Raw genomic sequence first — 23,426 nt, 5'->3', positions numbered from 1 at the left:
CAGCGGTCCGCGCGCGGGCGCGCACGGGCTCATCAGCCACGACCGGATGCCTCGGCCGGATGTGACGGATTCGCGAGAACTCGTCGATATTCATGTCGGCTGTCACAGCTCGACGGGGTGGGCTGTCGTCTCTGGCAAGGGAACGTCTCCCCCGCTCGACCGATCCCGGCCCTGCTCGACAGATTCGCAAGGAACGATCATGACCACAGAAGAACCCACCATCGTCCTCGTCCACGGCGCCTTCGCGGAGTCCTCCTCCTGGAACGGCGTGATCCTGCGGCTGCAGGAGCATGGCGTGCGTGCGGTCGCCGCCGCCAACCCGCTGCGCAGTCTCAGCATCGACGCCGCCTACGTGCGCGACGTGATCGCGTCCGTCGGCGGCCCCGTCATCCTCGTCGGCCACTCGTACGGCGGGATGGTCATCACCGAGGCCGCCGCCGAGAACAGCGCCGTCGTGGGCCTCGTCTACGTCGCCGCGTTCACGCCCGACACCGGCGAGAGCGCGCTCAGCCTCTCGGCGAGCGCTCCCGGCAGCACGCTCGGCGAAGCCCTCGCCGCCTACCCGGTGTCGACGGGCGGCAACGAGTTCGCCATCCGCCCCGACGCGTTCCACCACCAGTTCGCCGCCGACGTGTCCGAAGAAGTCACGGCGCTCATGGCGGCGACCCAGCGTCCCGTCACCGAGACGGCCCTGTCGGACGCCCTTGCGGCGCAGCGTCCGGCGTGGAAGGACACCCCCTCCTGGCACGTGATCGCCGAGCTCGACCTCAACATCCCGGCTGCGGTCCAGCGCGCCGGCGCCGAGCGCGCGGGCTCGCGCGGCACGCACGAGATCCCCGGCGCCTCGCACGCCGTCGCGGTGTCTCAGCCCGACGCAGTCGCGGCCGTCATCGCCGAGGCCGGCAAGGCCTACCTCGCGAGCGTCGCCGAGGCCGACGCCGCGTGACGCGACCGGCGCCCTCGATGACGGTCCGGTCTCGGGGGCGCCGACGCCTCATGTCCCGTGCCCCGGTCCCGTATTCGCCGAACCGTCGCGATCGGCCGCTTGCACCCGGCGGAAGCGACCATTCGCGACGCCTCGACGCCGGGGGCGGGCCGGGGAGCGGGGCGGGGGCGGGGGTCAGCGCCGGACGAGCTCATCCGCGACGTTGTAGGCGCGCAGCCGCCCGCACATGCCGAAACCACGCTCGCCGCGCGGCTGCGGCGCCTGGCTCACGACAGCTTCGGCGAGGTGGTCCGGCGATCCCGCAACGATCGCACGCACCATCTCCTCGCTGCGGGCGGCTTGCCAGAGCGGACCGTCGCGCACGATCGATTCCCACGCGTGCGCGCGGTCCGACACCAATCGCGTCGCCGCCGCGTAAAAATCCCGCAGGGGCGTTGCGTCGCCGGCGACCATGGCAGCGCGCAGGCGGAGAAAGCCCTGAACGGCGAGGTCACGGCGGCGCGCCGCATCCCTCGCCCGTTCCGCGACCGTGGCACGTCTGGGCAACGTGGCCGCCTCCCGGTATCGCTCCGGGTCCGCGACCACCTCCGCCGGGAATGTCATCACGGCATCGCCCGCCTCCGGAAGACCGGCATTGCTCATGATGACGAGCACTTGCAGGTCGCCATGGTTGACGGCCCGGTGAATCGTGCCCGGAGTGAACCAGGCGACCGTGCCCGGGCTCAGCAGGATCTCTCGAGCTCCCGACAGGTCGAGCGTGTGCAACGCGCCCGTGCCGTTGAGGACCACGTAGCACTCCGTCGAGGCGAGGTGCAGGTGGGGGCTGCCTCCGACAACCCCGTCGGGCGCCGGGTCCTCGTACACATCGAGCAGCGTCACCGAGGTTCCGCCCGGGAACGAGCTCACAGCCGCAGTCATGATCCTGCCGTGCCGGCATGCGTAGCGGCGAGCGTGTCCGCGCCGCGGTCACTCAGACTCTGCAGAACATCGCGGGCGAGACCCGCCACGTCCTGCGCGCGGTCGGCCGTGGCATCCGCGACGCCCACGCCGTAGCGGAAGACGACGGTCTCGCCGGGTGCCACCGCCAGCTCCTCGCTGAAGAAGGGCGCCGGGTTGACGCACGCGAACTCCTCGGTGCGGACGAACCACTGCGGCGGATGCTGCGGGTTGTCGCGGTGGTCCACGAACGCGAGGACCGACTCCGCGTCAATCTGGTCGTGTCTGCCCGCGAACGCCATCCATTCGTGGCGCTGTCCCCGCATGTCGTTGCCCGAACCCGAGCCGGCGGGACTGATCGCGAGGCCGCCGGTGAACGACCGGGGTCCTCGCCAGAACAGGCCGCCGTAGCCCGCGTTGTCGCGGCCTCGGGTCGTGGGCGAGCCGATCGAGATGGCGGCTTCGGTGACGTTCGTCATGGCGGTCTCGAACGTCAGCACCCAGGTGTCGTCTGTCACGGCCCGGGCGGTCACGGCGCGTCGCTCGGTGAACATCCGGAGTCCACGCTCGGTGATCCAATCGAGCGTGTGGACGAACGCGGCCACGCCATCGTCGATGCCGGCCCGCTCGACGCTGCGGTGCACCTGCGACCCGTCGTTCGGAAGCTGCACGTAGAACTGGCCGTGAACGTAGGTCGGGCCTCCCCAGAAGTTCTCATCGTCGACCACCGGCAGCGACCACGAGATGCCCTTGTGCCAGACGTGGTCGTGCGGCCGGAACAGACTCACGATGCGTCCGGAGCGGGTGCGGATGGGGCTGAGGTAGGGCTTCGGCGACTCCAGCTGCGGGCTGTCGGGCACGAACGTATAGCGGAACAGCTCCATGTCACCGTCGAACACCGCGAAGGAGGTGTCGTCCTGGAGGAACTCGAGGGCGGCGGCGGTCATGCGGCCACCTCTTTCAGCGGCGCCCACGGCACGGCGCCGCCGTCCATGCTGTGCGAGAAGGGATCGCCGTCGTCGATCTCACCGGCCCGGACCGGAACGGCCCGAAAAGCCGATGCGTAGGTCGCTGCAGCGAACTCCAACGTGCGGCGGGAATCCTGGATGTCGACACCAGGCTCGTCCCCCGCCGCGAGCGCGTCGAGGATCGCCTCGATCTGCAGGCGGTGCCCGCTGATCTCATCGCTGTCGCCATCCCACAGCTCGGCGAGGTGCTCGTGGCCGGGGGCGGGCGTGAAGGTCCAATCGCGGTCGGAATAGCCGTAGAGGTGCTCGACCTCCGCTGTCGCGAACTCGTAGTCGAAGCGCAGGCGGGAGGTCTCACGGGGCGAGACGACGGAGTTCACGACCGTGGCGAGCGCCCCGTTCTCGAACTCCGCCAAGGCGATCGAGACGTCCTCGGTGTCGGTGGGCCGTGACTGACGCGCGGCGAACGCGCTGACACGCGACCACGGACCGAGAACGGCGAGGAGGAGGTCGAACTGGTGGATGCCGTGCCCCATGGTCGGCCCGCCGCCCTCGACCTCCCAGCGCCCCCGCCACGGCACCTCGAAGTACTCGTCGGGACGGAACCACATCGTCTCGCAGGTCGCGACCTGCGGACGCCCGAGCACACCCGAATCGGCAAGTCGGCGCAACCGCAGAGCACCTGCGCCGTAGCGGTGCTGGAACACGGTGAGCACCGGCACACCGGTGCGGGCTTCCGATGCGACCAGCTCGTCCACCTCGCGGAGGCTCAGCGCGATCGGCTTCTCGACGAGAGCGGGCACCCCGGCCTGCTGCGCCAGCAAGGCCAACGGCACGTGAGACTTCGGGGGTGTGCAGATGTGCACGAGGTCGAGGGTCTCGGCTTCAAGAAGCGCGGCAGCATCCGTATAGATCTGCGCGGCGCCGAACTTTTCGGCGAACGCGCGCGCCCGCTCCTCGTCCACGTCGGCGACCGCCACGATCTCGGCCTTGGCACCGAGCTCGGTCAGCGCTTGGGCGTGCGCGTGGGCGATGCCGCCTGTGCCGATGATGGCAACACGCGACGGCTGAAGGGTGGCGGACATCAAGAGGTCTCCTGAGTTTCGTGGCGGTGTGACCGGGGAGCCGCCGGCGGCGGCTCCCCGGTCCTTGTCTGCGTGCTATCAGTTCGCGGCGTCGATCTCGGACTGCAGCTCGGCGACGAAGGCCTCCGCAGCATCCATCGGGGTCGTCTGACCCGCCAGCACCTCCTGCGTGTAGCGCTGCAGGATGCCTTCGATGCCGCTGGCACCGTTCGGCGTCACCACGGGCGCCGTGCCGGGCGTGACGCGCTCCTGGTACTCGACGGCCGCCGCGTCGGTGGGCGACAGGCTGTCAGCGAGGAAGTCGCGGATGGCGGTGTTGGCCGGGATGCCGCGCTCCGTGCCGATGATCTCGGCGGCCTCCTCGCTGTTCACGAGGAAGTCCACCAGCAGAGCCGCCTCGGCGGGGTGGTCGCTCGTGGCGGAGACGGACCAGTACATCGACGGCTTGTAGGAGTTGGGGTCGACGCCCTCGGGCTCGGGCAGTTTCAGCAGGCGCAGGTCGCCGCCGTTCGCGGCCTGCAGCGCCGTGATCTGCGTGTTGTACGCCATGCCGAGCGCGACCTTGCCGGTCGCGAGCGGACCGCCCGAGATGCCGGCGGCCTGACCCTCGAAGATCGCGTCACCGGCCTGCGACGCACCGGACTCGATCATGTCGAGCTGGAGCTGCCACATGTCGGCGAGGTTCTGCGGGTCGAGGGTGACCTCGTTGTCCTCGTTGAACACCTCGTTGTCCGCCGAACGCGCCCAGTACTTGACGCTGCCCGCGTCGAGGCCGCCGATCGTGCCGGTGCCCGTGATGGCCCCGCCGCTCTTGTCGCTGAGCTCCTGCGCGACGGCCGCGTAGTCGTCCCAGGTCCACTCGTCGTCGTTCGGCAGCTCGACGCCGTACTGCTCGAACAGATCGGCGTTGGCGACGATCGAGTACACCGCCACACCGATCGGCAGCGCGTATTGCGTGCCCTGCAGCTGACCGGTGGCCAGAGCCTCCTCCGGGATGTCGCCCGTGTCGGTGTCGAGGCCCGCGAAGTCGTAGAGGGCGCCGCGTGCACCGTACGAGGCGAGGTAGAGCTCGTCCATCTGGATCACGTCCGCGGCGTCACCGGCCGCCGTGGCGGTGGCCAGCTGGTCCCAGTAGCCGGTCCAGTCGGTGTACTGCGGCTCGACGGTGATGTTCGGGTACTCCTCCTCGAACGCGTCGATGGCGGCCTGGGTCTGCTCGGCGCGGGCGTCGCCGCCCCACCACGTGATGCTGATGGTGACGGGCTCGTCGCTGAGTTCGGGGTCGGTGCTGCCACCGGTGGACCCGGTGCCGGCGCAGCCGGCCAGGACCAGCGCCGCCGTGGCGGTCGCGGCGGCACCGATGCCGGCGCGACGCAGGATCTTGCGATTCATGAGGTGCTCCTCGGGATGTGATTCGGGTTGGTGGTGATGGTGGAACGGGGATGCCGCGTGCGGCGCAGCATCCGCCTACTTGCCTCCGGTGGTCGCGATCCCCTGGATGAGGAATCGCTGGCCGAGGAGGAAGACGATGAAGACCGGCAGGAGCGATACGACGCTCATCGCGAAGACGGCGCCCCAGTCGGTCGCCGACTGCGCATCGACGAACGCGCGCAGGGCGAGCGGCGTCGTGTACAGGTCGGGCTTGGTGAGGTAGATGAGCTGCGAGAAGAAGTCGTTCCACACCCAGATGAAGGTGAAGATCGTCGTCGTCCCGAGCGCAGGGACCATCAGCGGCAGCACGATCTGGAAGAAGATGCGCGCATGACCGGCGCCGTCGATGCGTGCGGCCTCGTCGAGCTCTTTCGGGATGCCGCGGATGAACTGCACCATCAGGAAGATGAAGAAGGCGTCCGTCGCGAGGACCTTCGGGATGATCAGCGGCAGGTAGGTGTTCACCCAGCCCAGCTGACTGAACATGATGTACTGCGGCACGATGATCACGTGGATCGGGAGCATGATCGTCACGAGCATGATCGCGAACCAGACGCGCTTGCCCCGGAAGTTCAGTCGCGCGAAGGCGTAGGCGGCGAGCGAGCACGACACGAGGTTGCCGAGGATGCAGCCGATCACGACCAGGGCCGAATTGACCATGTAGTGCCCGAACGGCTGGAGGAAGGCATTCCACCCGTTCAGGTAGTTCTCGATCTCGAAGGTCCGCAGCAGGATGCTGGGGTCAGTGAAGATCGCGTCATTGGGCCGGAACGAGCTCGTCACCATCCAGAGGACGGGATAGAGCATGAGCAGCGCACCGGCGATCAACACGACGTGCTTGACCGCGGACCGCACCGGCTGGTTCACGCGCCGCCGGCCGGCGTTCTTCTTCGTCGCGCCGGAGGGCGCCGACAGCAGCGTGGCCGTCATCGTCTCGTCGCGACGGTCGATGGTGTCAGTCATCGTAGAAAACCCAATACTTCGAGGCCCAGAAGTTGATCGCGGTGAATGCGCCGATGATGACGACGAGCAGCCACGCGAGGGCGGACGCGTAGCCCATGTCGAACGCACCGAAACCGCGCTGGTAGAGGTAGAGCGAGAAGACGAGCGTCGAGTCCGCCGGCCCGCCTGTGCCCCCGGAGACGACGAACGCCTGCGTGAACGACTGGAATGAGTGGATGATCTGCAGCACCAGGTTGAAGAAGATGATGGGGCTCAGGAGCGGCATCGTGATGCTCCAGAACTGGCGCCACCTCGACGCGCCGTCCACGCCCGCCGCCTCGTAGTACGAGCCCGGGATCTGCCGCAGCCCCGCCAGGAAGATGACCATCGGCGCGCCGAAGGTCCACACGTTCAGCACGATCAGCGTCCACAGTGCGGTGTCGGGATTCGAGATCCACCCCTGCCCGTCGATGCCGAACATCGCCAGGAAGTCGTTGAAGAGGCCCTCGACGCCGAACACCGTCCGCCACAGCACCGCGATGGCGACGCTGCCTCCGATGAGCGAGGGCAGGTAGTACACCGAGCGGTAGAACGAAAGCCCTCTCACACCGCGGTCGAGCAGGACGGCCAGCGCAAGCGCGAAAGCGAGCTGCAACGGCACCGACACGAGGACGTACGTGAAGGTCACGCCGAGCGACTTGTGGAGCCGGGCATCAGTCAGCATCCGCACGAAGTTCTCGAGCCCGATGAACACCGGCGGCTGCAGCAGGTTGTATTTCGTGGTGCTGAGCCAGAGCGAGGCGACCATGGGTCCAGCGGTCACGGCGAAAAGACCGATGAACCACGGAAGCAAGAACAAGAATGCGGCTTTGTCGTCGCGCTTGTCGGACTTGGTCTTGCCGCCGAGGTGGCGAAGCTCGCTGATCGCGCTCATCGGACGAGCCGATCGCTGGCGCGCAGGCGCGAGACGTGCCGGCGGTGTCGCGGCGGTGCTGATACCGACACAGATGCTCCTTTGAATCCCATAACGTGATCGTTCACTTTTGGCGGCTACCTGACCATAGTGAACGATCATGTTTTCTGTCAAGATGGATGCGATGGATACGACAGCGCCCCGAGCGAAGCGGCCGACGATCATGGAGGTCGCGCGCCTCGCAGGGGTCTCGCATCAGACCGTCTCGCGGTACCTGCGCTTCGACGGCGAAGGGCTGAAGCCGCAGACGCTGGATCGCGTTCGCGCGGCGATCACCGAACTGGACTACCGTCCGAACCTCATCGCCCGCTCGATGCGCACACGGCGCAGCGGACGCCTCGCCGTGATGATCCCGACCGTGGCGTTCAACCCGGCCCGTATGCTCGCCGGCGCCAGCGCCGCCGCTCATGACGCCGGCTACACGGTCGACGTCATGAGCTTCGAAGGCGGCGCAGAGTCTCGCGGCGAGCGTCTGCTCGACCTCGCCGAATTCGGGCAGGTCGAGGGTGTCCTCTCGTTCGCCCCGATCGACCCGAGTGTCCTCGATCGGCTCTCGAGCGGCACGACCGTCACCGTGGCGGCCGAGCTCGACGACGAGATGCGCGGGATCGGCGAACTCGCCGACGCTTCCGCCGTCGTCACGATCATCGAGCACCTCGCTTCGCTGGGCCACCGCCGGTTCTTTCACGTCGCCGGCGATCAGCAGTTCACTTCGGCCAGGGCGCGGGCACAGACGTACGTGGAGACGATCGGGCGCCTGGGACTGCAGTCCGTCGGCGTGTACCAGGGCGACTGGTCGGGGGATTCCGGTATGGCCGCGGTGGCGACCCTCGCCGACGACGTGAAACCGCTCGCGATCATCGCGGCGAACGATCTCGTGGCCGCCGGCGTCATCAAAGCCGCGACCGAGCGCGGGTGGCGCGTGCCCGCAGACGTGAGCGTGACGGGTTGGGACGACACCACCACCGCGCCGTTCTTGATCCCTTCGCTCACCTCGGTGGAGATCGACCTGGAGCGGATCGGCAGCAACGCCATGAACCGGCTGATCGCTGCGATCCGGGATGAGACACCTGTCCTCAACCCGAAGCGCTCCACACGCGTCATCTGGCGCGAATCCGTGGCAGCTCCCGCCGCACCGGCCGAATCCTAGGCGAACCGCACCCGTCGCCCGTCGGGTCGGGACGGGCGAGCAGGGGTGCCGGGATGGGGCGCCCTCGGGGGCGCCCCATCCCTGCCGTCAGCAGCCGGCCGAGTCGTATGCGACCTCTCGAGTGAGCTGGATCTGCTCACCTTCGACGAGCGCCGACGCGGTGATCGCGACGGTACCGGCCGGCATCTCTGCGAGGCCGGTGTTGAACGGGTGCGACCTGCTCTTGCCCGCCGGGACGACCGGCCACTGCTTCGACCTGTAGGAGGTCTCGAGCGTCAGCGACAACGGCACCTGCTCGGCGTTCGTCACCCTGACGACCAGCACCACGTTCCGGCCGGCGCATCGCGTATCGATCTCGGCCGTGACGTCGAGCTGAGGCTCGGCGATCGCTCGGTCGATGACGACGAGATAGGTTGCGAAATCGCCGGCGAACGAGTTCACCGTGACCTCGAACCTGTTCTCGCCGTCCTCCAGGGGGAGCCTCGCGCCGGACGCGCCGGCGGCGACGTCCTCACCGTTGATCTGCACGACTTGGCCCTCCCAGCCCAGGCGCCAAGAGAGATCGACCGACGAGACGGATGCCTCGAGCGGGCCGTCCAGGCGGTACGGGTCGTCGCCGCCATGCCGGGCGGGGTCGAATTCGGGAGTGAGGGAGTGACCCGCCACCTGGAGGTCGCGCAGCGCGGCCAGCTGGCTCGGGTTGACGCGCGAGATCGAGATGGAGTGGGTGCGCTCCGACCCGTCCTCGGCTCTCACGACGACGGGAATCGTCGTGACGATGTTCGGATCGCTCGCAGCGCCGCCCGCCAACGGCACCGACACGGACTCTCCCGGATCGGCTGCAGTGCCGTTGATCTGCACCGTGGCGAACCCGCTGCGCGCTGCGGCCGAGATCGCGATCTCCTCGGCGAAGGCGTCGACTTCACCCGCGAAGGTCAATCCATCTGCCGAGGCGGTCAGTTCGACCTCTCCTTCCGCGGTCGCGGCGCTCACGGACGCGAGCGAAGCGTCGGCATAGTCGTACGGCGTGCCGATGTTCACCCGGAAGTAGTCCACGAGCAGGTCGCCCACGTTCGACCCGTTGATGAAGAAGAGGAAGTAGTCCAGGTCGTCGACCTTCGTACGCAGCGGCTGGTCGATCAGGACCGGCGTGGCCATGTCGTCGATGTAGAAGTCGAAGGTCCCACTGTCGAGATCCACGACATTGCGAACGGTGTACCACTGCCCCACGGCGTACGGCGCCACGGAGCGCACCGAACTCGAGCCGGTGACGTTGTGCGTGATGATGTTGCCGCCTGCGAACCCGATCGTCGCCGAGGGGTTCGCCGACCCGGCCGGGTTGGAGGCGTTCCAGCTGCTCTCGGAATAGGAGTACAGCGCCAGCTGGTTGGGCGTGCCGTTGGTCGTCGTCCGCTGCAGGCGCGCCTCGACCGTGACGGTGCCCGTCAGGTTCAGTTCGGCGGTGTTGTGCACCCCCAGCGTGGCCGAGGTCGCGCTGGACTTGTTGATGCGCAGATAGCTGTTTCCCGCGTCGGCGGCGTCCGCCACGACCTCGATCGTGCCCGCAGCCGGCGCGGACCGAGCGGTGAGAACGCCGTCGGTCGTCGCGGTGAACGCACCTACCGCCTCGTCATCGAAGGTCTCGTTGATCGCGTAGGTGGTCTCGCCGACCTCGCGCCGCAGCACCAGGTTCACCGTGACGGTGCGCGCAGGGGTCACCTCGACGTCGGCCTGCGACGCCGGCTCGTAGCCCTCCTTCGCCGCCACCACGGTGTAGCCGGCACCCATCGCGACGCCCGGGAGCGCGTACGCGCCTGAGGCATCGGTCGTCGCGGTCGCGACGGTCTGATCGCCCTTGAGGACTTTCACCTCGGCACCGTCCAGTCCCGACCCCGAAGACGTCACCACGCCGGCGATCGTCCCTTCGGTGGCCGTCGTCGCACCCAGTGAAAGGGGCGTGGTCAGCGTCTGCCGGTCGGCCAGCGCGACGGTGACGGGCTCGCCATCGGCGTACCCTTCGGCGGAGGCGACGAGCGTGTAGCCGCCCGCGGGGATCTCCAGCGAGTAGCGGCCCCGCACGTCAGCGGTCGTCGTGCCCGCGCCGTACGACACGGTGGCGCCGGCGACAGGATGCCCGTCGGCATCCGTCACCATTCCGGAGATCACGCCGTATCCCTCGGCGGGCTCGTACGACGTCGGTCCGATGTGCGGCGGCGTCGACAGCGAACGGCCGAAGAAGTCGACCGCGAGCGGCACCTGGCTCTCGCCGCGAGCGCCCGTCACGCCGAATCCGGGTGCGATCTGACCGAGGTCGACCGCTCGCCCGGCGTTGATCAGCGGCGAGTCTGCGGAGCCGATCATGGCGTTGGTGACTCCGGAGGCGAGGTCGCCCTTCAGCAGCGGATCCGTCACGGTGGCCTGCGCATCAGCACTGGGCGCCGTCACCCCCGGGCCGAAGTAGGAGTTGTTGCTGAAGCTCACTCCCGGGAACTGGGTGCGGAAGGCCGCGCCCGCGACGTCGGGGCGCGTGTTGAAGAAGACGTTGTTGAACACGTAGTGCGGGTTGCGGGCGTTGAGGTAGCTGGCGGCGTTGCCCGACGACTCGAAGAATCCCACGGTGTTGTTCCGGATCGGTTGCACCGTGTTGTACATCAAGTTGTTGTAGACGACGTTGACGCCCGTGTCACCGTGCGGGTTGATGTAGTTGCGCTCGATGTCGCGGATGATGTTGTAGCGCACGACGGCGGTGCTGAAGCCGAAGCCGCACAGGAGGATGCCCTCACCCGATCCGTGGACGTAGTTGCCCTGGATGAGGATGTTGGAGGTGCCACGGTCGGGATCGATGCCGTTGGAGTCTGCGGCGCCCGTGCGTCCCTCGAGTTCCGCGACCTCATTGTTCTGGACGACGATGTTGTCGGCGTAGTACATCTCGATGCCCGAGACGCCGGCGCCGTCGATGAGGTTGTCCTCGACCGTCGCCCCTCGCACGCTCGTGAGGTACATCGAGTCCCAGCCGTACTGGGTATCGCGGTTGGTCAGATAGTTGCCGGTGATCTCGACGTTCGAGTGCGGGCGCCAATCCGGGTCCTCGGTCAGCGTTCCGTCGGGGGCGGCGCGCCCCGCGGCACGGTCGCCCCAGCCGGGAGGCAGATCCTGGTAGCGATTCGTTCCCATGCCGGCGAACTGCTTGAAGACGAGGTTCGCGAACGCGGTGTTGGCGATGTAGTTGTCGCGGATCGAGATGTCTTCGAACTGCGACGCCGTCTGCGCGTCGCCCTTGAGCCCTTCGAAGAGGATTCCCCCGGTGCGCTTGGAGCGGTCGAGGCCTGCGGCGCTGACCGACCACGTGTAGCCGGTGACGTCGCGGATGAACACGTTGTGGATGTCGTAGCCCCGCAGGGTGCCGGCGTTCTCGGCCTGGACGTGGATGCCCCGCAGGTCGCCGGTCGCCGGGTTCTCGTCCCCCGGCGCCTGGCCGAGGTTGCGCGCGGGCTGGAAGGTCGTCGCGTCGAACCCGGCCGTCTCGTTGCTGATCTCGAGGTTCGAGATGTCCCAGTGCTCCTGGTTGTTCAGCTGGAGGACGTCGTTGACGACGCCGAGACCGTGCAGCTCGGGCGCGGCACCGTCGCCGTAGCTCGAGAGCACGATCGGCGCCTCGGCTGTTCCGGAGCCCCCCGGCGCGAGCAGCGCGGTCGCGTCGGGACCCGACACGTTCGTCGGCTGCCCGCTGCTCCACGTCGTGTAGTCATATGCCTCACGGGCCACCTCTGTGCCAGAAGCCGACCACGAGCTGCCGGCTTTGAGGAGGATGCGATCGCCCGGATGGAAGTCGGACCCGTTGATGTTCGCGAACGTGCGCCATGCGGTGGCCGCAGACCGGCCGTCTGCCGTGTCGTCGCCCGACTGCGAGTCGACGAAGTACGTCGTCCCGCTGCCTTGCGGCGCGGACCCATCGGTGACGACGAGTTCACCGCTCGCAACAACACCGCGCCCATCGGCGTGCAGCTGCGACTTGTCGGTGAACCCGGCGAACTCCACGCCGGCGGCCTCCGCCGCCGCCGCAGGGCCGGCACCGAGGGCAGGAAGCCCGACGCCCAGCAGCGCGGCCACGGTCACCGCAACCGTGGCGACGGGCCGCCGCACAGAGAGAGACAAGGACATCGTCGTTCCTTTCGTTCGGCAGGGCCGCGCGGCTCAGGAGCGGCGCGGTCGTCCAGCACCAGACAGGCGCGATCGCACCGCTGCGATCGCGAACAGTGATCGTTCACTGTCCGGCGGCCTCAGATTAGTGAACGATCACTTAACGTGTCAAGAGAATTCATCTGAGCACACGTCACCGGTGGCCGTCCGAAGACGATCACCGGTGACGTGTGCTCAGTCCGCGCCGCTCAGTCTTCCGGGCGGTGCAGGTACGGACGACGCGTGCGCGTGAGGACCACGCCGAGGACGATCAACCCGATCGCGAGGAGGAACGGGACGGATGCCACTCCCGTCGCCGGGAGCGCGCCCTGGCCGGAGCCACCCGAGGCCCCCGGGCGGGGGTCGCCGCCGCCGGGCGGATCGGTGGACGGAGGCCGGTCGTCGAGATCGACCACGAACAGCGTGTAGACGCCGCTGGTCGAACCGTCCACCCGATCATTGCCCGAGTACACGGCGGTGATCTCGTTGTCGCCGAGGCCGAACGCCGAAGCAGGGAAGCTCTGCGACGTGCCCGCGCCCGCCGACAGCGGGATCGGATCGCCGAGCGGGGCGGTGCCCCGGAAGAGCTGCACCGTGCCCGTGGGCTCGAACGGAGCGTCACCGATCACGGTCACCGACACCGGGAAGGTGACCGATTCGTCTCCGTACAGCCCGTCCGGCGCGCTCGAGGTGAGCGAGGTCTGGCTCGTCGACGGCGGCAGAACGGTGAGCGCGTAGTTGGTGAACGTGCTGGCCTGGTGGCCCGTCGCGGTGTCGGTATAGGTGGCGAGCACGTGGTGCTGCCCTTCGGCGCCCGCGGGGCTGGGCGGGCTGGTGGCGACTCCGTCGCCGGCGAGCGGCACCGGATCGCCGAGATTCGTCCCGTCCACGCTGAACTGGATCGCGCCGCTGTTCACCGGCTGGTCCACCGCGGTGGACGTGACGGTGGCCGTGTAGGTGATCGATTCGCCGACTGCGGCGACACCGCTGCCGTCGACGGCGACGGCGTCGGAGGTCAGGGCCAGGGTGGTGGGCCACGGCACGGAGAACAGGCTGAACTCCGCAGTCTTGATCAGGTGAGCGGGGTCGGCCACCACCCGTGCCTCGACGGTGAACTTGCCCAGGGGCGCGCCCAGTGCGGCAGTGAGCTGGGCCTGCATCCGTCCGTCGGCGCCGGTGTTCCCACGGAACGTGGAGCCGTCGCCGGGGGCACCGACGAAGGTCGCGGGAAGGCGACCGTCGACCTGCGCGATCGTCAGCTCGACGGCGGTCATGCTCGTCGGTCCGTGTATCGCATCGACGTACTCGACCACGAGCGGCTCCGCGAACGCGCTGCCGGTCGTCGCGCTCTGATTATTGCCGCTGACGATGTTCACGGCACTGCGGGACGTCGGCACGGGCACGATGAGGTCGACCTTGCCTTCGTTGAGTCCATCCCTGTTGCTGTGGTCACCGCGGGGTCCGGAGTAATAGTGCACCGGGTCGGGCGAGTGAGGCGTCACGTACGAGGCGCCACCGCCCCCGCCACCACCACCGCCGAGCCGGCCGTCCTGCGCGCCGTGGCCCTTTCCACCGCCGTGGTAGCCGCCACCGCCCCCGCCGCCGCCACCGCCGTCGGTGGCGCTGGTGGCGTGGCCGCCGTTGACGCTGTTCTCGCACCCGTTGCCCGGGTGCTGGCCGCCGCATCCGCTCGCACCGCCGTCGGGATCGCCGCCCACCGAGCCGTCTGCGCCGGGCGAACCGGCGTTGCCGCCGTCGCCTCCGTCGGCGCTGACCGCGTAGCCGCCGCCACCACCACCGCCACCGCCGACCACGAGGTACTGCAGGTTCTCCAGACCCGTCGTGACGCCACAGGGGGTGCTCGACTGCTTGACGGCGGTGGAGCCCCCTCCTCCGGCGCCGTCGCCTTCGCTGCCGCTCGTGCCGCGGTGGCCGCCGTGACCGTCGCCCCAGCCGCCGCTGGCATGACCGTACTGCCCCACACGGATCTCGAGCTGCGTCCGCTCGACGACCGGCACCACGGCCTGCACTCCTCCGCCGGCGCCGCCGATCCCGGTGCGGTCCGGGAAGTCGGATCCGCCGCCACCGCCCCCGCCACCGAGCGCGTCGACGAAGATCTCGTCCACGCCATCCGGCACGCAGAAGGTCTGAGGGTGCCCCGTGTGGTCGAAGTGCGACGTCCGCACGCCGTCAGCCGACGTCAGGATGAGGACGTAGCCGTCGCCGGAGTCATCCGCGACGGAGATCTGCGGATTGTTCACCGCGGAGGACGCATAGGAGGCCCCGCCCCCGCCTCCCGCTCCCGCCGACCCCGGAGCGATCTCCTCGTGACCCGGATCGATCTGCGCCTCTTGCCCGGCGGCACCGCCGCATCCGCCGCCGTGGCCCCCACCGCCACCACCGCCCGCTCCGCCACCCCCCGTGGTGTGGAAGTCCGCACCCTTGCCGCCGGCATTCGGTCCCCCGCACTCCGTGCCGTCCGCGGTGGTTCCGGCGGTGTTGTTCTCGCCGGCGCCCCCCTCCGTGTCGTCACCTCCGCCGTCGCCGCCGTCACCGCCGGACTTGAGCGCCAATCCGGGGCCGCAGTAGTAGAAGAATCCACCACCGCCGTTCTTCAGGGTGCTGCTCTCGAGGCAGTTGGGGGCATCGCCTGCGGCACCGCCTCCGCCGCCGGCGACCGCCAGCGGGTTGCCGGCGGCGTCCAGGATCGCCGACGCTCCCCCACCCCCGCCGCCGTCGTATCCGAAGGAGTAGATCGTGAAGAAGTCATTGAGGTTCGACCAACCGGTCCCGCGTGCGCCACCGGGCGCGTAGGCCGAGGCACCCCCCTCGGACGTGCCGGCACATCCCACCTGCACCTGCAGTTGCTGGCCGTGGGTGACGTTCAGTCCCCCGGTGACCTGGCCGCCGAGTCCGCCGAGACCGGTGTGGGCCGGGTTGGGGGTCTGGCCCTGGCCGCCCACGACCTCGATGTACACGCTGGTCACGCCCGTCGGGACCGTGTAGAGCTGCGTCGGCTTGCTCGGATCGCAGTAGAACGGCGTGATCGTGATCTGGTCACCCGGCAGCGGATCATCCGGCAGCGGTGCCGCCGACGCCGCGGCCGGTTGGCCGACCAGCCCCAGCGTGAGAATCATCGCCCCCAGCACGCCCGCATACCGTCCCCAGCCGCGACTCATCCGCCGTGCGCCCACGATGATCCTCCCCAGTGTGCCGCCCCCGTAGCCGGACACGTACAATGTACATTATGCAAGCCGCCGGTCAACAGCCTTTTTCGAAGAGCGGGCCCCCGGCTTCGCGGAGCCGACGCGCACGCAACAGCCTCAGTCTCGGTGAGATCGTGGGTGCGGCGATCGAGATCGTGACCGAGCATGGCTTGCAAGCCCTGACGATCCGATCGGTCGCGAACCGGCTGGGCGCGTCGCCGATGGCGGTGTACAACTACGTCGAGAATCGCCAGGCCCTCGAGCTCGCGATGCTCGAGGCGGTCACCGCCGGGCTGCCCGTCGAGGTCGAGGGGACGGACGCGCTGACGCGCCTGACGACCCGAATGCACGGCCTGCACGACCACATGGCGGACTATCGGTGGGCCCTGCAGCTGGTCACGTCGGGGGATCTCGTCCCCACCAATTCGTTCCCCTTCGCCAATGCGTGCATCGGCGAGTTCATCGAGCTGGGGCTGACTCCCGCCGACGCGATCTACAGTTACGGCGCGTGCTGGCACCTGGTGCTCGGAGAGCTGCTGGACCGGCATCCCGGCCCCACGAGGAAGCTCGACGGCCGCACCCAGCGCGAGCACGCCCTGCGCGACATGGATCCCGAGGATCACCCGCACTACGTGCAGGTGATCGATGTGCTCGACCCGAGCGAGGGGCCGCCTCCCTGCCAGTTCAGCAGGACGTTCGGCATCCTCCTCCCCGGACTGATCGCCGCGGGGCTGGCTTCGAGCTGACGCGCAAGCCTTCCACCCCGGGTGTCAGGCGATGCGAGTCCCCGTCGGCAGGCGACCGGCGGGCGTGCGCGTCCGCGCCCAGGCCCACCACATCAGACCCGCGGCCAGAAGCGCCTGCAGCGCCACGCCCACGAACCAGCTCGGTGTTGTGCGCGCGATGACCTCTTCCGGCGTCTCGTTGTCTTGAAGCGGCGTGCCGGAGCAGTTGTCCCAGCGCTGCTCGAGCTCGGGCGGCTGCTGTACGTACCTCACCCCGGTCTTGATCTGGCCGAAGAGGTCGACGGGGTATCCGTTCGCGTCGAACTGCGTCGGTGTCGCGTCCGCGAGGATCACGAACGGATTGGCGGCCAGCATCCACCACACCCGGTCGAAGCGCGGCACCTCGTACGTCGTGACCTGCCATTGGCCACACGTGATCTCGACGTCCTCGTCGCAGGGGTAGTCCCGGCTCGACTCCTCCCCCGGCATGCAGGGGAACGTCTCGCCCTCGTAGTTCTCGTAGTCGTATCCGCGGTGGTGGCTCGTCGCCTCCGATCGCACCGTGTAGCCGACCAGCGCGAAAGCGATGAGCGTGCCGATCACGAGCGCCGCCACCACGAGATACGTGGTCGCGACGGAGAACAGCGGACGAGACAGGATGCCGCTCAGCGCGACGCCGATCGCCGCGATCACGCCCACCTCGAACACGAGCACGAGCAGCGACACCGAGATGGTGGCGGGGTCTGCCCCTCCGGCGAGTGTCGCGATCAGCAGGAACGGCACGGACACCACGACGAAGGCAAGCCCCGTGATCCACGCCGCGAGGAACTTGCCCACGAGGATCTCGAACGTCGTGGCGAGCGTGACCTGCACGGGGGCGAGGGTCGCGGCATCCCGATCCCCGTTGATCGCGTTGCCGCTGAGCGTCGGCGAGACGAGCACGACGAGCAATAGCGTGATGTAGACGATCGTCGAGTAGATCGCCGCGCCGGGTTCGTTCGTGTACCCCCACGCGAGGAACGACAGCGCCGTCACGATCACGAGCAGCAGGGCGAAGACGCCGAGCAGCACGTACCAGGCGACACTGCGGGTGCGTTGCGTCAGCTCGAGGCCGACGATGGTGCCCAGGCGCTGACCGTTCACGATGTCGCCTCGCTCTCGTCCGCTGCGGCGCCGGGTTCGGGGGGCGGTTCGGCCGCCGAGACCTGCGGCGGCACGCCCTCACCGAGGTCGAGGAAGGTGCGCTCAAGCGTGCCCTGCGCCGCCGCGAACTCCACCACGCCGAGTCCCGCAGCGACGAGTTCGCGCAATGCTGCGGCTGCGGCATCCTCCGTCTCGAAGGCGACGACGGCGTCGCGCCGGTCGACGCGCACAGCCTCGACCGGGATTTTCAGGGCTGTCGCAATGTGTTCTGCGGCGACGGATGCCTCGGCTCCCGCGATCCGCACCCGCCACGGGCGGGCGCGGCGCGAGGCCGCCTCGACCCGGCCGGGGTCGACCGTCGCTCCGGCGACGAGGAAGACCGCGTCGTCGACGACCTCTTCGAGCTCGGACAGGATGTGGCTCGACACCAGGACCGTGCGACCCTCGGCGGCGAGGCGGCGCAGCAGGATGCGCAGATCGATCCGGGCCTGCGGGTCCAGCCCCGACGCGGGTTCGTCCAGCAGCAGCACGCGGGGGTCGTGCACGAGCGCACGCGCGAGTCCGAGCCGCTGCTTCTGGCCGCGCGACAGCACGCGCGCCGGTGCGTGGGCCAGCTCGACGAGCCCGACTTCGGCGAGCAGGACGTCGGCGCGCGCGGATGCCTCGGGTTTCGGCATCCCGTACAGCCGCGCCGTGACGGCGAGCGTCTCGCGCGAGGTCAGCGTGCCCCACGCGCCGAGCGCGTCGGGCATCCAGCCGAGCCGGGCACGGGCGTCCTGCGGCTCGGCGACCGGATCGACGCCGTCGATGCGGATGATCCCGGCGTCGGGAGCGAGCAGCGACGCGAGCATGAGGAGCAGCGTCGTCTTGCCCGAGCCGTTCGGCCCGACGAGCCCGGTGACACGGCCCGCGTGCGCCTGCAGCGTCACGTTGCGCACCGCCTGTACCTCGCCGAACGCTCGGCGCACGCCCTCGACCACGATGCCCTGGGAAGTCACCGTCCCACCCTAGGGGCCCCTCGCGCGAGTCGCCGCCGCGCCGCGCTGCTCCCCCCGCCTTCCCCCCTCCCCGCCGCCGCCCCTGCCCCGCTCCCACCCCCGCGCCTTCCCGCCGAACTCGCCGAACCGGCGCAAGTGGCCGCGTCAACCGCGCGTGGGCGGCCGTTTGCGCCGCCTCGGCGCCGGCCCGTCTCGCCCCGTTCCGGCCCGTCTCGCCCCTTGCCCCTTCCCGCCGACCATGTCCCTTTCTCGCCGACCATGTGGGTTTCGCACCGACCTTGTCGACATGCTCGGCGCAGAACCGACATGCTCGGCGCAGAACCCACATGCTCGGCGCAGAACACACCGGCGCGCGGGCGGGCGTGCCGGCGGGGGTCAGGGGCGGAAGAACTCGACACCGAGGTCGGGGTGGTCGACGAAGACGCCGTCGACTCCGGCATCCCGGATCACCGCCCACTCGGCCTCCCAGTCGCCGAACGCCGACGGGCCGCCGCGACCACGGAACTGACCGATGAGGAAGTTGTTCTCAGGTCGCACCGTCCAGGTGAAGACCTGAAGCCCGCGCCCGTGCGCGTCGGCCACGATGGGCGACGGTCCTGTGAGCCGTCCGAGCTTGTCGGGAGCGAGGATCATGCGCTTGTCGACGCTGATCCCGTCCACCCTGCCGGCCAGCGTGTCGAGGCCCGCGGGCGCCGCCGTCTGCCGGTACGTCAGCGCGGCTTTGCCGTGGGCCGCGAACAGGTCGAACGGGCGGCCTGCGGCTTCGAGCAGATACACGTACGCGGCCGGGATGCCGCGTTCCTGCAGCCCGTACAGAACGGTCGACTCGAACGACTCGATGACCAGCGGCAACTCTCCCGCCGCCCAACCGGCCTCACGAAGTTCCGCGTCGATCAGGGCGGCGATGTCCCAGCCACCCGTGCCGCCGAAACACGTGCGGAAGTAGGTCGCGTGCTTGATCTCGAGCACGACCCCGATCTCGCGGCCGTGCTCGAGCGACGCGGCCCGCACCGCATCGAGCACGTCGCGCAGGCGCAGCACCGGTTGCTGATCGTCGAAGCTGGCACTGGCTGGCCGCAGCAGCGGCAGCCGTTCGCGGCAGCGGAGTGTGGCGAGCTCGTCCCACGTGAAGTCCTCGGTGAACCACCCGGTCAGCTCGGCGCCGTCGACGGTCTTGGTGGTGCGACGGTCGGCGAACTCGGGGTGGTCGGCGACGTCGGTCGTTCCCGAGATCTCGTTCTCGTGCCGCACGACCAGGACGCCGTCGCGCGAGACGACGACGTCGGGCTCGACCGCATCCACCCCCATCGCGAACGCGAGGTCGTAGGACGAGCGCGAGTGCTCCGGGCGATAGCCGGGCGCGCCGCGGTGTCCGATGACGAGCGGGGTCGGGCGCGGCACCGTCCCAGCGTAACCACCCGGGAAAACAGGGAGACCCGGGCCGCGCGAGGGCGGAGTTGAAAGCGGCGTTCATAGCCTCCTCACAGCGCCGGACTGCCCCCCGGCGGGTGCCTTCCGTTACTGTGGATTCACAGCACCCTGCTGGGACTTCCTTGACATTGGAGTGTGAGAGCAAGTGGCCCTCAACAACCCCGCGTTCAGCAACCCGGCCTTCCAGGATCCGAAGGCCGTGCAGACCTACCCAGGCGGCCGCCAGGCAGCCGGTCTGACCCCGCCTGCTGCGCAGACGCAGTTCTCCACGGCGCAGCACGCCGGAACGGATGCCGCGGCCCAGGCCCGCCTCGAGGGCATGTACGCCGCTCCCTCGGCCGGCGCGGTCGAGACCGACCGGATGAGCTACGAAGACACCGTATGGAAGACCGTCGGTCTCTTCGCCATCCTCCTCGTCACCGCCGTCGTCGGCTGGGTGTGGACGATGGCCGGTGTCACGCCGACCCAGGGACCGTCGATCCTCCCGTGGATCATCGGCGCCCTCGGCGGTTTCGTGCTGGCGATGGTCGTCATCTTCACGTCGCGCAAGAAGGTCCGTCCGCCGCTCATCTTCGCCTACGCGGCATTCGAGGGTCTTTTCGTCGGTGGCATTTCGGCGTTCTTCGAGATGATGTTCGCCGGGATCGTCCTCCAGGCGACCCTCGCGACCCTTTCGGTCGTCGGTGTCACGCTGGCCCTCTTCGCCAGCGGCAAGATCCGCGCCTCGAAGCGGGCGACGAAGATCTTCTTGATCGCGATGGTCGGCTACCTCGTCTTCTCGCTGGTCAACGTCGGGCTGATGCTGTTCAACGTGCCGATCGCCGGTGGAGCGTTCGGCATGCTCAGCCAGGAGTTCATGGGCATCCCGCTCGGCGTGATCATCGGCGTGCTCGTCGTCATCATGGCGGCGTACTCGCTGGTGCTCGACTTCGACCAGATCCAGCAGGGCGTGCGCAACGGCGCTCCTCGTCAGTACGGCTGGCTCGGCGGCTTCGGCATCATGGTGACCGTCGTCTGGCTGTACGTCGAGATCCTGCGCATGATCGCGATCATCCGCGGCAGCAACTGACCCGCATCACATTCTCGAAAGGCCGTCCGGTTCGCCGGGCGGCCTTTCGCTTTGCATGGGCACCGGTTGGGTCCGGCCCGATGTCCGGGGGCCGTGCCAGCATCGGAGCGTGACCCGGTTCGCGATCGACCTGCCGGCCGCGATGCGGCTTCTGCAGGACGACGTCGCGATCCCGGCGCAGCACAGCCTGGTAGCGCCGAGCCTGCTGCGATCCCAGGCCCTGTCCGCGCTGTATCGCAGCGTGCGCTCTGGCGAGCGCTCCCCCGACGAGGGTCGTGAGCTGCTCGAGCGGCTCGCCGCCCTCAAGATCCGGTTGCTGGGTGATCGCGTCTCACGAGCCGTGGCCTGGCAGATCGCCGACCAGCTCGGCTGGGAGGACACGACGGATGCCGAGTACCTCGCCGTCGCGAAGCTCCAGTCCGATGCACTCGTGGCACTGGATCCGGCGCTCCGCATCGCCGCGGGCGGAATCGTGCCGCTCGCCGACTTCGACGACCTCAGCCGCTGAGCCGTCGCCCGCCGTTCTGCTGTGGGCGGAACGCCTGGGCGGCCGCGGCATCCGCGTTCTATCGTGACGGCATGGCCGAGATCATTCCGCTGCCGACCCCGTCCGAGCGCCGATCCGCGCGCGACCCCGAGCCGCTGTGGCGCGATGCCCTCGGCGATCGCCTGCGCCGTCTGCGCCATGAGCGCGGCGAGCGCCTCGCCGATACCGCCGAACGGGCGGGCGTGTCGCCGCAGTATCTCTCCGAGATGGAACGGGGTCTCAAAGAGCCCTCGAGCGAGATGATCGCCGCGGTGGCCGGAGCCCTCGAGGTGACCCTCATCGAGCTCACCGCCGGCGTCGTCGACGACCTCCGTTCGCACGCGGCCGAGCGCTCCGCCGTGGGGGTCCGCGCGACCTTCACCCTCGCCGCCTGACGCCCGGCGGCGCGAGGCACGAGCAACGCGGCGCAAACCCCTGGCCCGGGCATCCGTCGGCTGGATAGCCTCGGAGGCATGAGCCCGTCGAAGACCCCCGCCGAGACCCTCCAGGTCAGCGGCCACGAGGTGCGCATCTCGAGCCCCGACAAGGTGGTGTTCCCCGAGCCGGGCCTGACCAAGCTCGACGTCGTGCGGTACTACCTCGCCGTCGCCGACGGTGCCCTTCGCGGCGCGGGCGGCCGCCCCATGGTGCTCAAACGATTCCCCAAGGGCATCGACGCCGAGCCGTTCTTCCAGAAGCGCGTGCCCGAGAACCACCCCGACTTCATCGACACCGCGACGCTGCAGTACGCCTCGGGCACCTCGGCCGAAGAGGCGGTGATCCGGGATGCCGCAGGCCTGGCGTGGATCGTCAACCTCGGGTGCCTCGACCTGAACCCGCACCCCGTCCGCGCCGAAGACCTCGATCGGCCCGACGAGCTGCGCATCGACCTCGACCCGATGCCGGGCGTCGACTGGTCGCAGATCGTGGATGTCGCCTTCGTCGCGCGTGAGGTGCTCGACGACGTCGGCCTCGTCGGCTGGCCGAAAACGAGCGGCTCGCGCGGCATGCACATCCTGGTGCGCATCGCTCCGCAGTGGGACTACAAGCAGGTGCGGCTCGCCGCCGAGACCCTCGCCCGCGAGGTCGAGAACCGCGCGCCCGGACTCGCCACAGCACGGTGGTGGAAGGAAGAGCGGGGCGAGAGCGTGTTCGTCGACTTCAACCAGAACGCCAAGGACCGCACCGTGGCATCCGCGTATTCGATCCGTCCGCTGCCCGACGCGCGAGTCTCGACGCCGCTGGACTGGGACGAGGTGCGGGGCCGCCGGCCCGAGGAGTTCACAGTGCTGACCGTGCCCGAGCGGTTCGCAGAGGTGGGTGACCCTCACGCCGGCATTGACGACGCGGGCGGCACGCTCGACGGGCTGCTGCGTCTGGCCGAGGAGCTCGGACCTGCCGAGAAGCCCCCGCGCGCGGGCGGTGCGGACGGGCGGCGGCAGTCCACGATGCCGCTCATCGAGGTGGCACGCACGAAGACCAAGCCCGAAGCGCTCGACGCCCTCGAAGAGTGGAAAGCGCGATATCCGTCGGTCACGGAGCAGCTGCATCCCGCCGACGTGCTCGTCGACGGCATGCGTGGGTCGTCGTCGCTCTGGTACCGCGTGCGCGTGAACCTGCAGCACGTGCCCGAGGCCGAGCGCCCGCCGCAGGAGGAGCTCGTCGCGGACTACGATCCGTGGGCCGGCAAGACCTGGCCCGGCCGCCCGGAGTCCTGA

Annotated in this window: 18 protein-coding genes; 7 read left to right on the top strand and 11 right to left on the bottom strand. The window is 69.3% G+C overall.

The window, feature by feature from the left end; all coding sequences use genetic code 11:
• The first annotated feature begins 199 nt into the window (after positions 1-199).
• The gene (locus K0817_RS01100) at positions 200-946 is read left to right on the top strand and encodes an alpha/beta fold hydrolase (RefSeq protein ID WP_219979251.1); all 747 of its coding nucleotides are present in this window, start codon (positions 200-202) and stop codon (positions 944-946) included.
• Between the two features lie 174 nt (positions 947-1,120).
• On the opposite strand, the gene K0817_RS01095 is transcribed toward K0817_RS01100, so the two are convergent.
• The 6 genes from K0817_RS01095 to K0817_RS01070 form a co-directional block, all read right to left on the bottom strand.
• The gene (locus tag K0817_RS01095; protein ID WP_253735099.1) at positions 1,121-1,864 is read right to left on the bottom strand and encodes a cupin domain-containing protein; all 744 of its coding nucleotides are present in this window, start codon (positions 1,862-1,864) and stop codon (positions 1,121-1,123) included.
• Complete coding sequence (locus K0817_RS01090) at positions 1,861-2,829, bottom strand: PmoA family protein (protein WP_219979250.1); 969 nt, start codon at positions 2,827-2,829, stop codon at positions 1,861-1,863. Before K0817_RS01090 ends, K0817_RS01095 begins: the two co-directional genes overlap by 4 nt.
• Entirely contained in the window at positions 2,826-3,935 is a 1,110-nt protein-coding gene (locus K0817_RS01085; protein ID WP_219979249.1) for a Gfo/Idh/MocA family protein, read from the bottom strand. Before K0817_RS01085 ends, K0817_RS01090 begins: the two co-directional genes overlap by 4 nt.
• Positions 3,936-4,013: 78 nt before the next feature.
• A complete protein-coding gene (locus tag K0817_RS01080) occupies positions 4,014-5,327 on the bottom strand; it encodes an ABC transporter substrate-binding protein (RefSeq protein WP_219979248.1) in 1,314 nt (437 codons plus the stop codon).
• A gap of 75 nt (positions 5,328-5,402) precedes the next feature.
• A complete protein-coding gene (locus K0817_RS01075; RefSeq protein WP_374209511.1) occupies positions 5,403-6,329 on the bottom strand; it encodes a carbohydrate ABC transporter permease in 927 nt (308 codons plus the stop codon).
• On the bottom strand, positions 6,322-7,242 hold the full coding sequence (locus tag K0817_RS01070; RefSeq protein ID WP_219979247.1) for a carbohydrate ABC transporter permease: 921 nt from the start codon (positions 7,240-7,242) through the stop codon (positions 6,322-6,324). The genes K0817_RS01075 and K0817_RS01070 overlap by 8 nt, the downstream gene beginning before the upstream one ends.
• Positions 7,243-7,405: 163 nt before the next feature.
• On the opposite strand from K0817_RS01070, the gene K0817_RS01065 reads away from it, so the two are divergent.
• Positions 7,406-8,431, top strand: a complete 1,026-nt coding sequence (locus K0817_RS01065; protein ID WP_219979246.1) for a LacI family DNA-binding transcriptional regulator — start codon at positions 7,406-7,408, stop codon at positions 8,429-8,431.
• 87 nt (positions 8,432-8,518) lie between these two features.
• Here K0817_RS01065 and K0817_RS01060 read toward each other — a convergent pair whose 3' ends face one another.
• Positions 8,519-12,592: a carboxypeptidase regulatory-like domain-containing protein gene (locus tag K0817_RS01060; protein WP_219979245.1), complete on the bottom strand. Its 4,074-nt coding sequence runs from the start codon at positions 12,590-12,592 to the stop codon at positions 8,519-8,521.
• A gap of 227 nt (positions 12,593-12,819) precedes the next feature.
• A complete protein-coding gene (locus K0817_RS01055) occupies positions 12,820-15,804 on the bottom strand; it encodes an Ig-like domain-containing protein (protein WP_219979244.1) in 2,985 nt (994 codons plus the stop codon).
• A gap of 146 nt (positions 15,805-15,950) precedes the next feature.
• Here K0817_RS01055 and K0817_RS01050 point away from each other — a divergent pair, with 146 nt between their 5' ends.
• Positions 15,951-16,562 carry a TetR/AcrR family transcriptional regulator gene (locus K0817_RS01050; RefSeq protein ID WP_253735098.1) on the top strand — a complete coding sequence of 204 codons (612 nt, stop codon included), beginning with the start codon at positions 15,951-15,953 and terminating at the stop codon, positions 16,560-16,562.
• A 24-nt stretch (positions 16,563-16,586) separates the two neighbouring features.
• Here the strand turns inward: K0817_RS01050 and K0817_RS01045 are convergent, their stop codons facing one another.
• The 3 genes from K0817_RS01045 to K0817_RS01035 all read right to left on the bottom strand — a co-directional run bounded on the left by K0817_RS01045 (position 16,587) and on the right by K0817_RS01035 (position 20,083).
• Positions 16,587-17,684 (bottom strand): ABC transporter permease, encoded by a 1,098-nt coding sequence (locus K0817_RS01045; RefSeq protein WP_219979242.1) that lies wholly within the window; start codon positions 17,682-17,684, stop codon positions 16,587-16,589.
• A complete protein-coding gene (locus K0817_RS01040; RefSeq protein ID WP_219979241.1) occupies positions 17,681-18,682 on the bottom strand; it encodes an ABC transporter ATP-binding protein in 1,002 nt (333 codons plus the stop codon). The genes K0817_RS01045 and K0817_RS01040 overlap by 4 nt, the downstream gene beginning before the upstream one ends.
• Positions 18,683-19,057: 375 nt before the next feature.
• Positions 19,058-20,083 (bottom strand): glycerophosphodiester phosphodiesterase family protein, encoded by a 1,026-nt coding sequence (locus K0817_RS01035; RefSeq protein WP_219979240.1) that lies wholly within the window; start codon positions 20,081-20,083, stop codon positions 19,058-19,060.
• A 175-nt stretch (positions 20,084-20,258) separates the two neighbouring features.
• Between K0817_RS01035 and K0817_RS01030 the strand changes: the two genes are divergently transcribed.
• The 4 genes from K0817_RS01030 to ligD all read left to right on the top strand — a co-directional run bounded on the left by K0817_RS01030 (position 20,259) and on the right by ligD (position 23,426).
• The gene (locus tag K0817_RS01030) at positions 20,259-21,182 is read left to right on the top strand and encodes a Bax inhibitor-1/YccA family protein (protein ID WP_219979239.1); all 924 of its coding nucleotides are present in this window, start codon (positions 20,259-20,261) and stop codon (positions 21,180-21,182) included.
• Positions 21,183-21,291: 109 nt separating this feature from the next.
• Positions 21,292-21,690 (top strand): type II toxin-antitoxin system VapC family toxin, encoded by a 399-nt coding sequence (locus tag K0817_RS01025; RefSeq protein ID WP_219979238.1) that lies wholly within the window; start codon positions 21,292-21,294, stop codon positions 21,688-21,690.
• Between the two features lie 71 nt (positions 21,691-21,761).
• Positions 21,762-22,103, top strand: a complete 342-nt coding sequence (locus K0817_RS01020; RefSeq protein WP_219979237.1) for a helix-turn-helix domain-containing protein — start codon at positions 21,762-21,764, stop codon at positions 22,101-22,103.
• A 78-nt stretch (positions 22,104-22,181) separates the two neighbouring features.
• Positions 22,182-23,426, top strand: coding sequence for a non-homologous end-joining DNA ligase (gene ligD / locus K0817_RS01015; RefSeq protein WP_219979236.1), 1,245 nt, complete (start codon positions 22,182-22,184; stop codon positions 23,424-23,426).

It is taken from the genome of Microbacterium sp. HD4P20, from assembly GCF_019449275.2.
Lineage (GTDB): Bacteria > Actinomycetota > Actinomycetes > Actinomycetales > Microbacteriaceae > Microbacterium.
The sequence above is the reverse complement of the archived record's forward strand: the minus strand, read 5'-3'. Positions and strand labels throughout refer to the sequence as shown.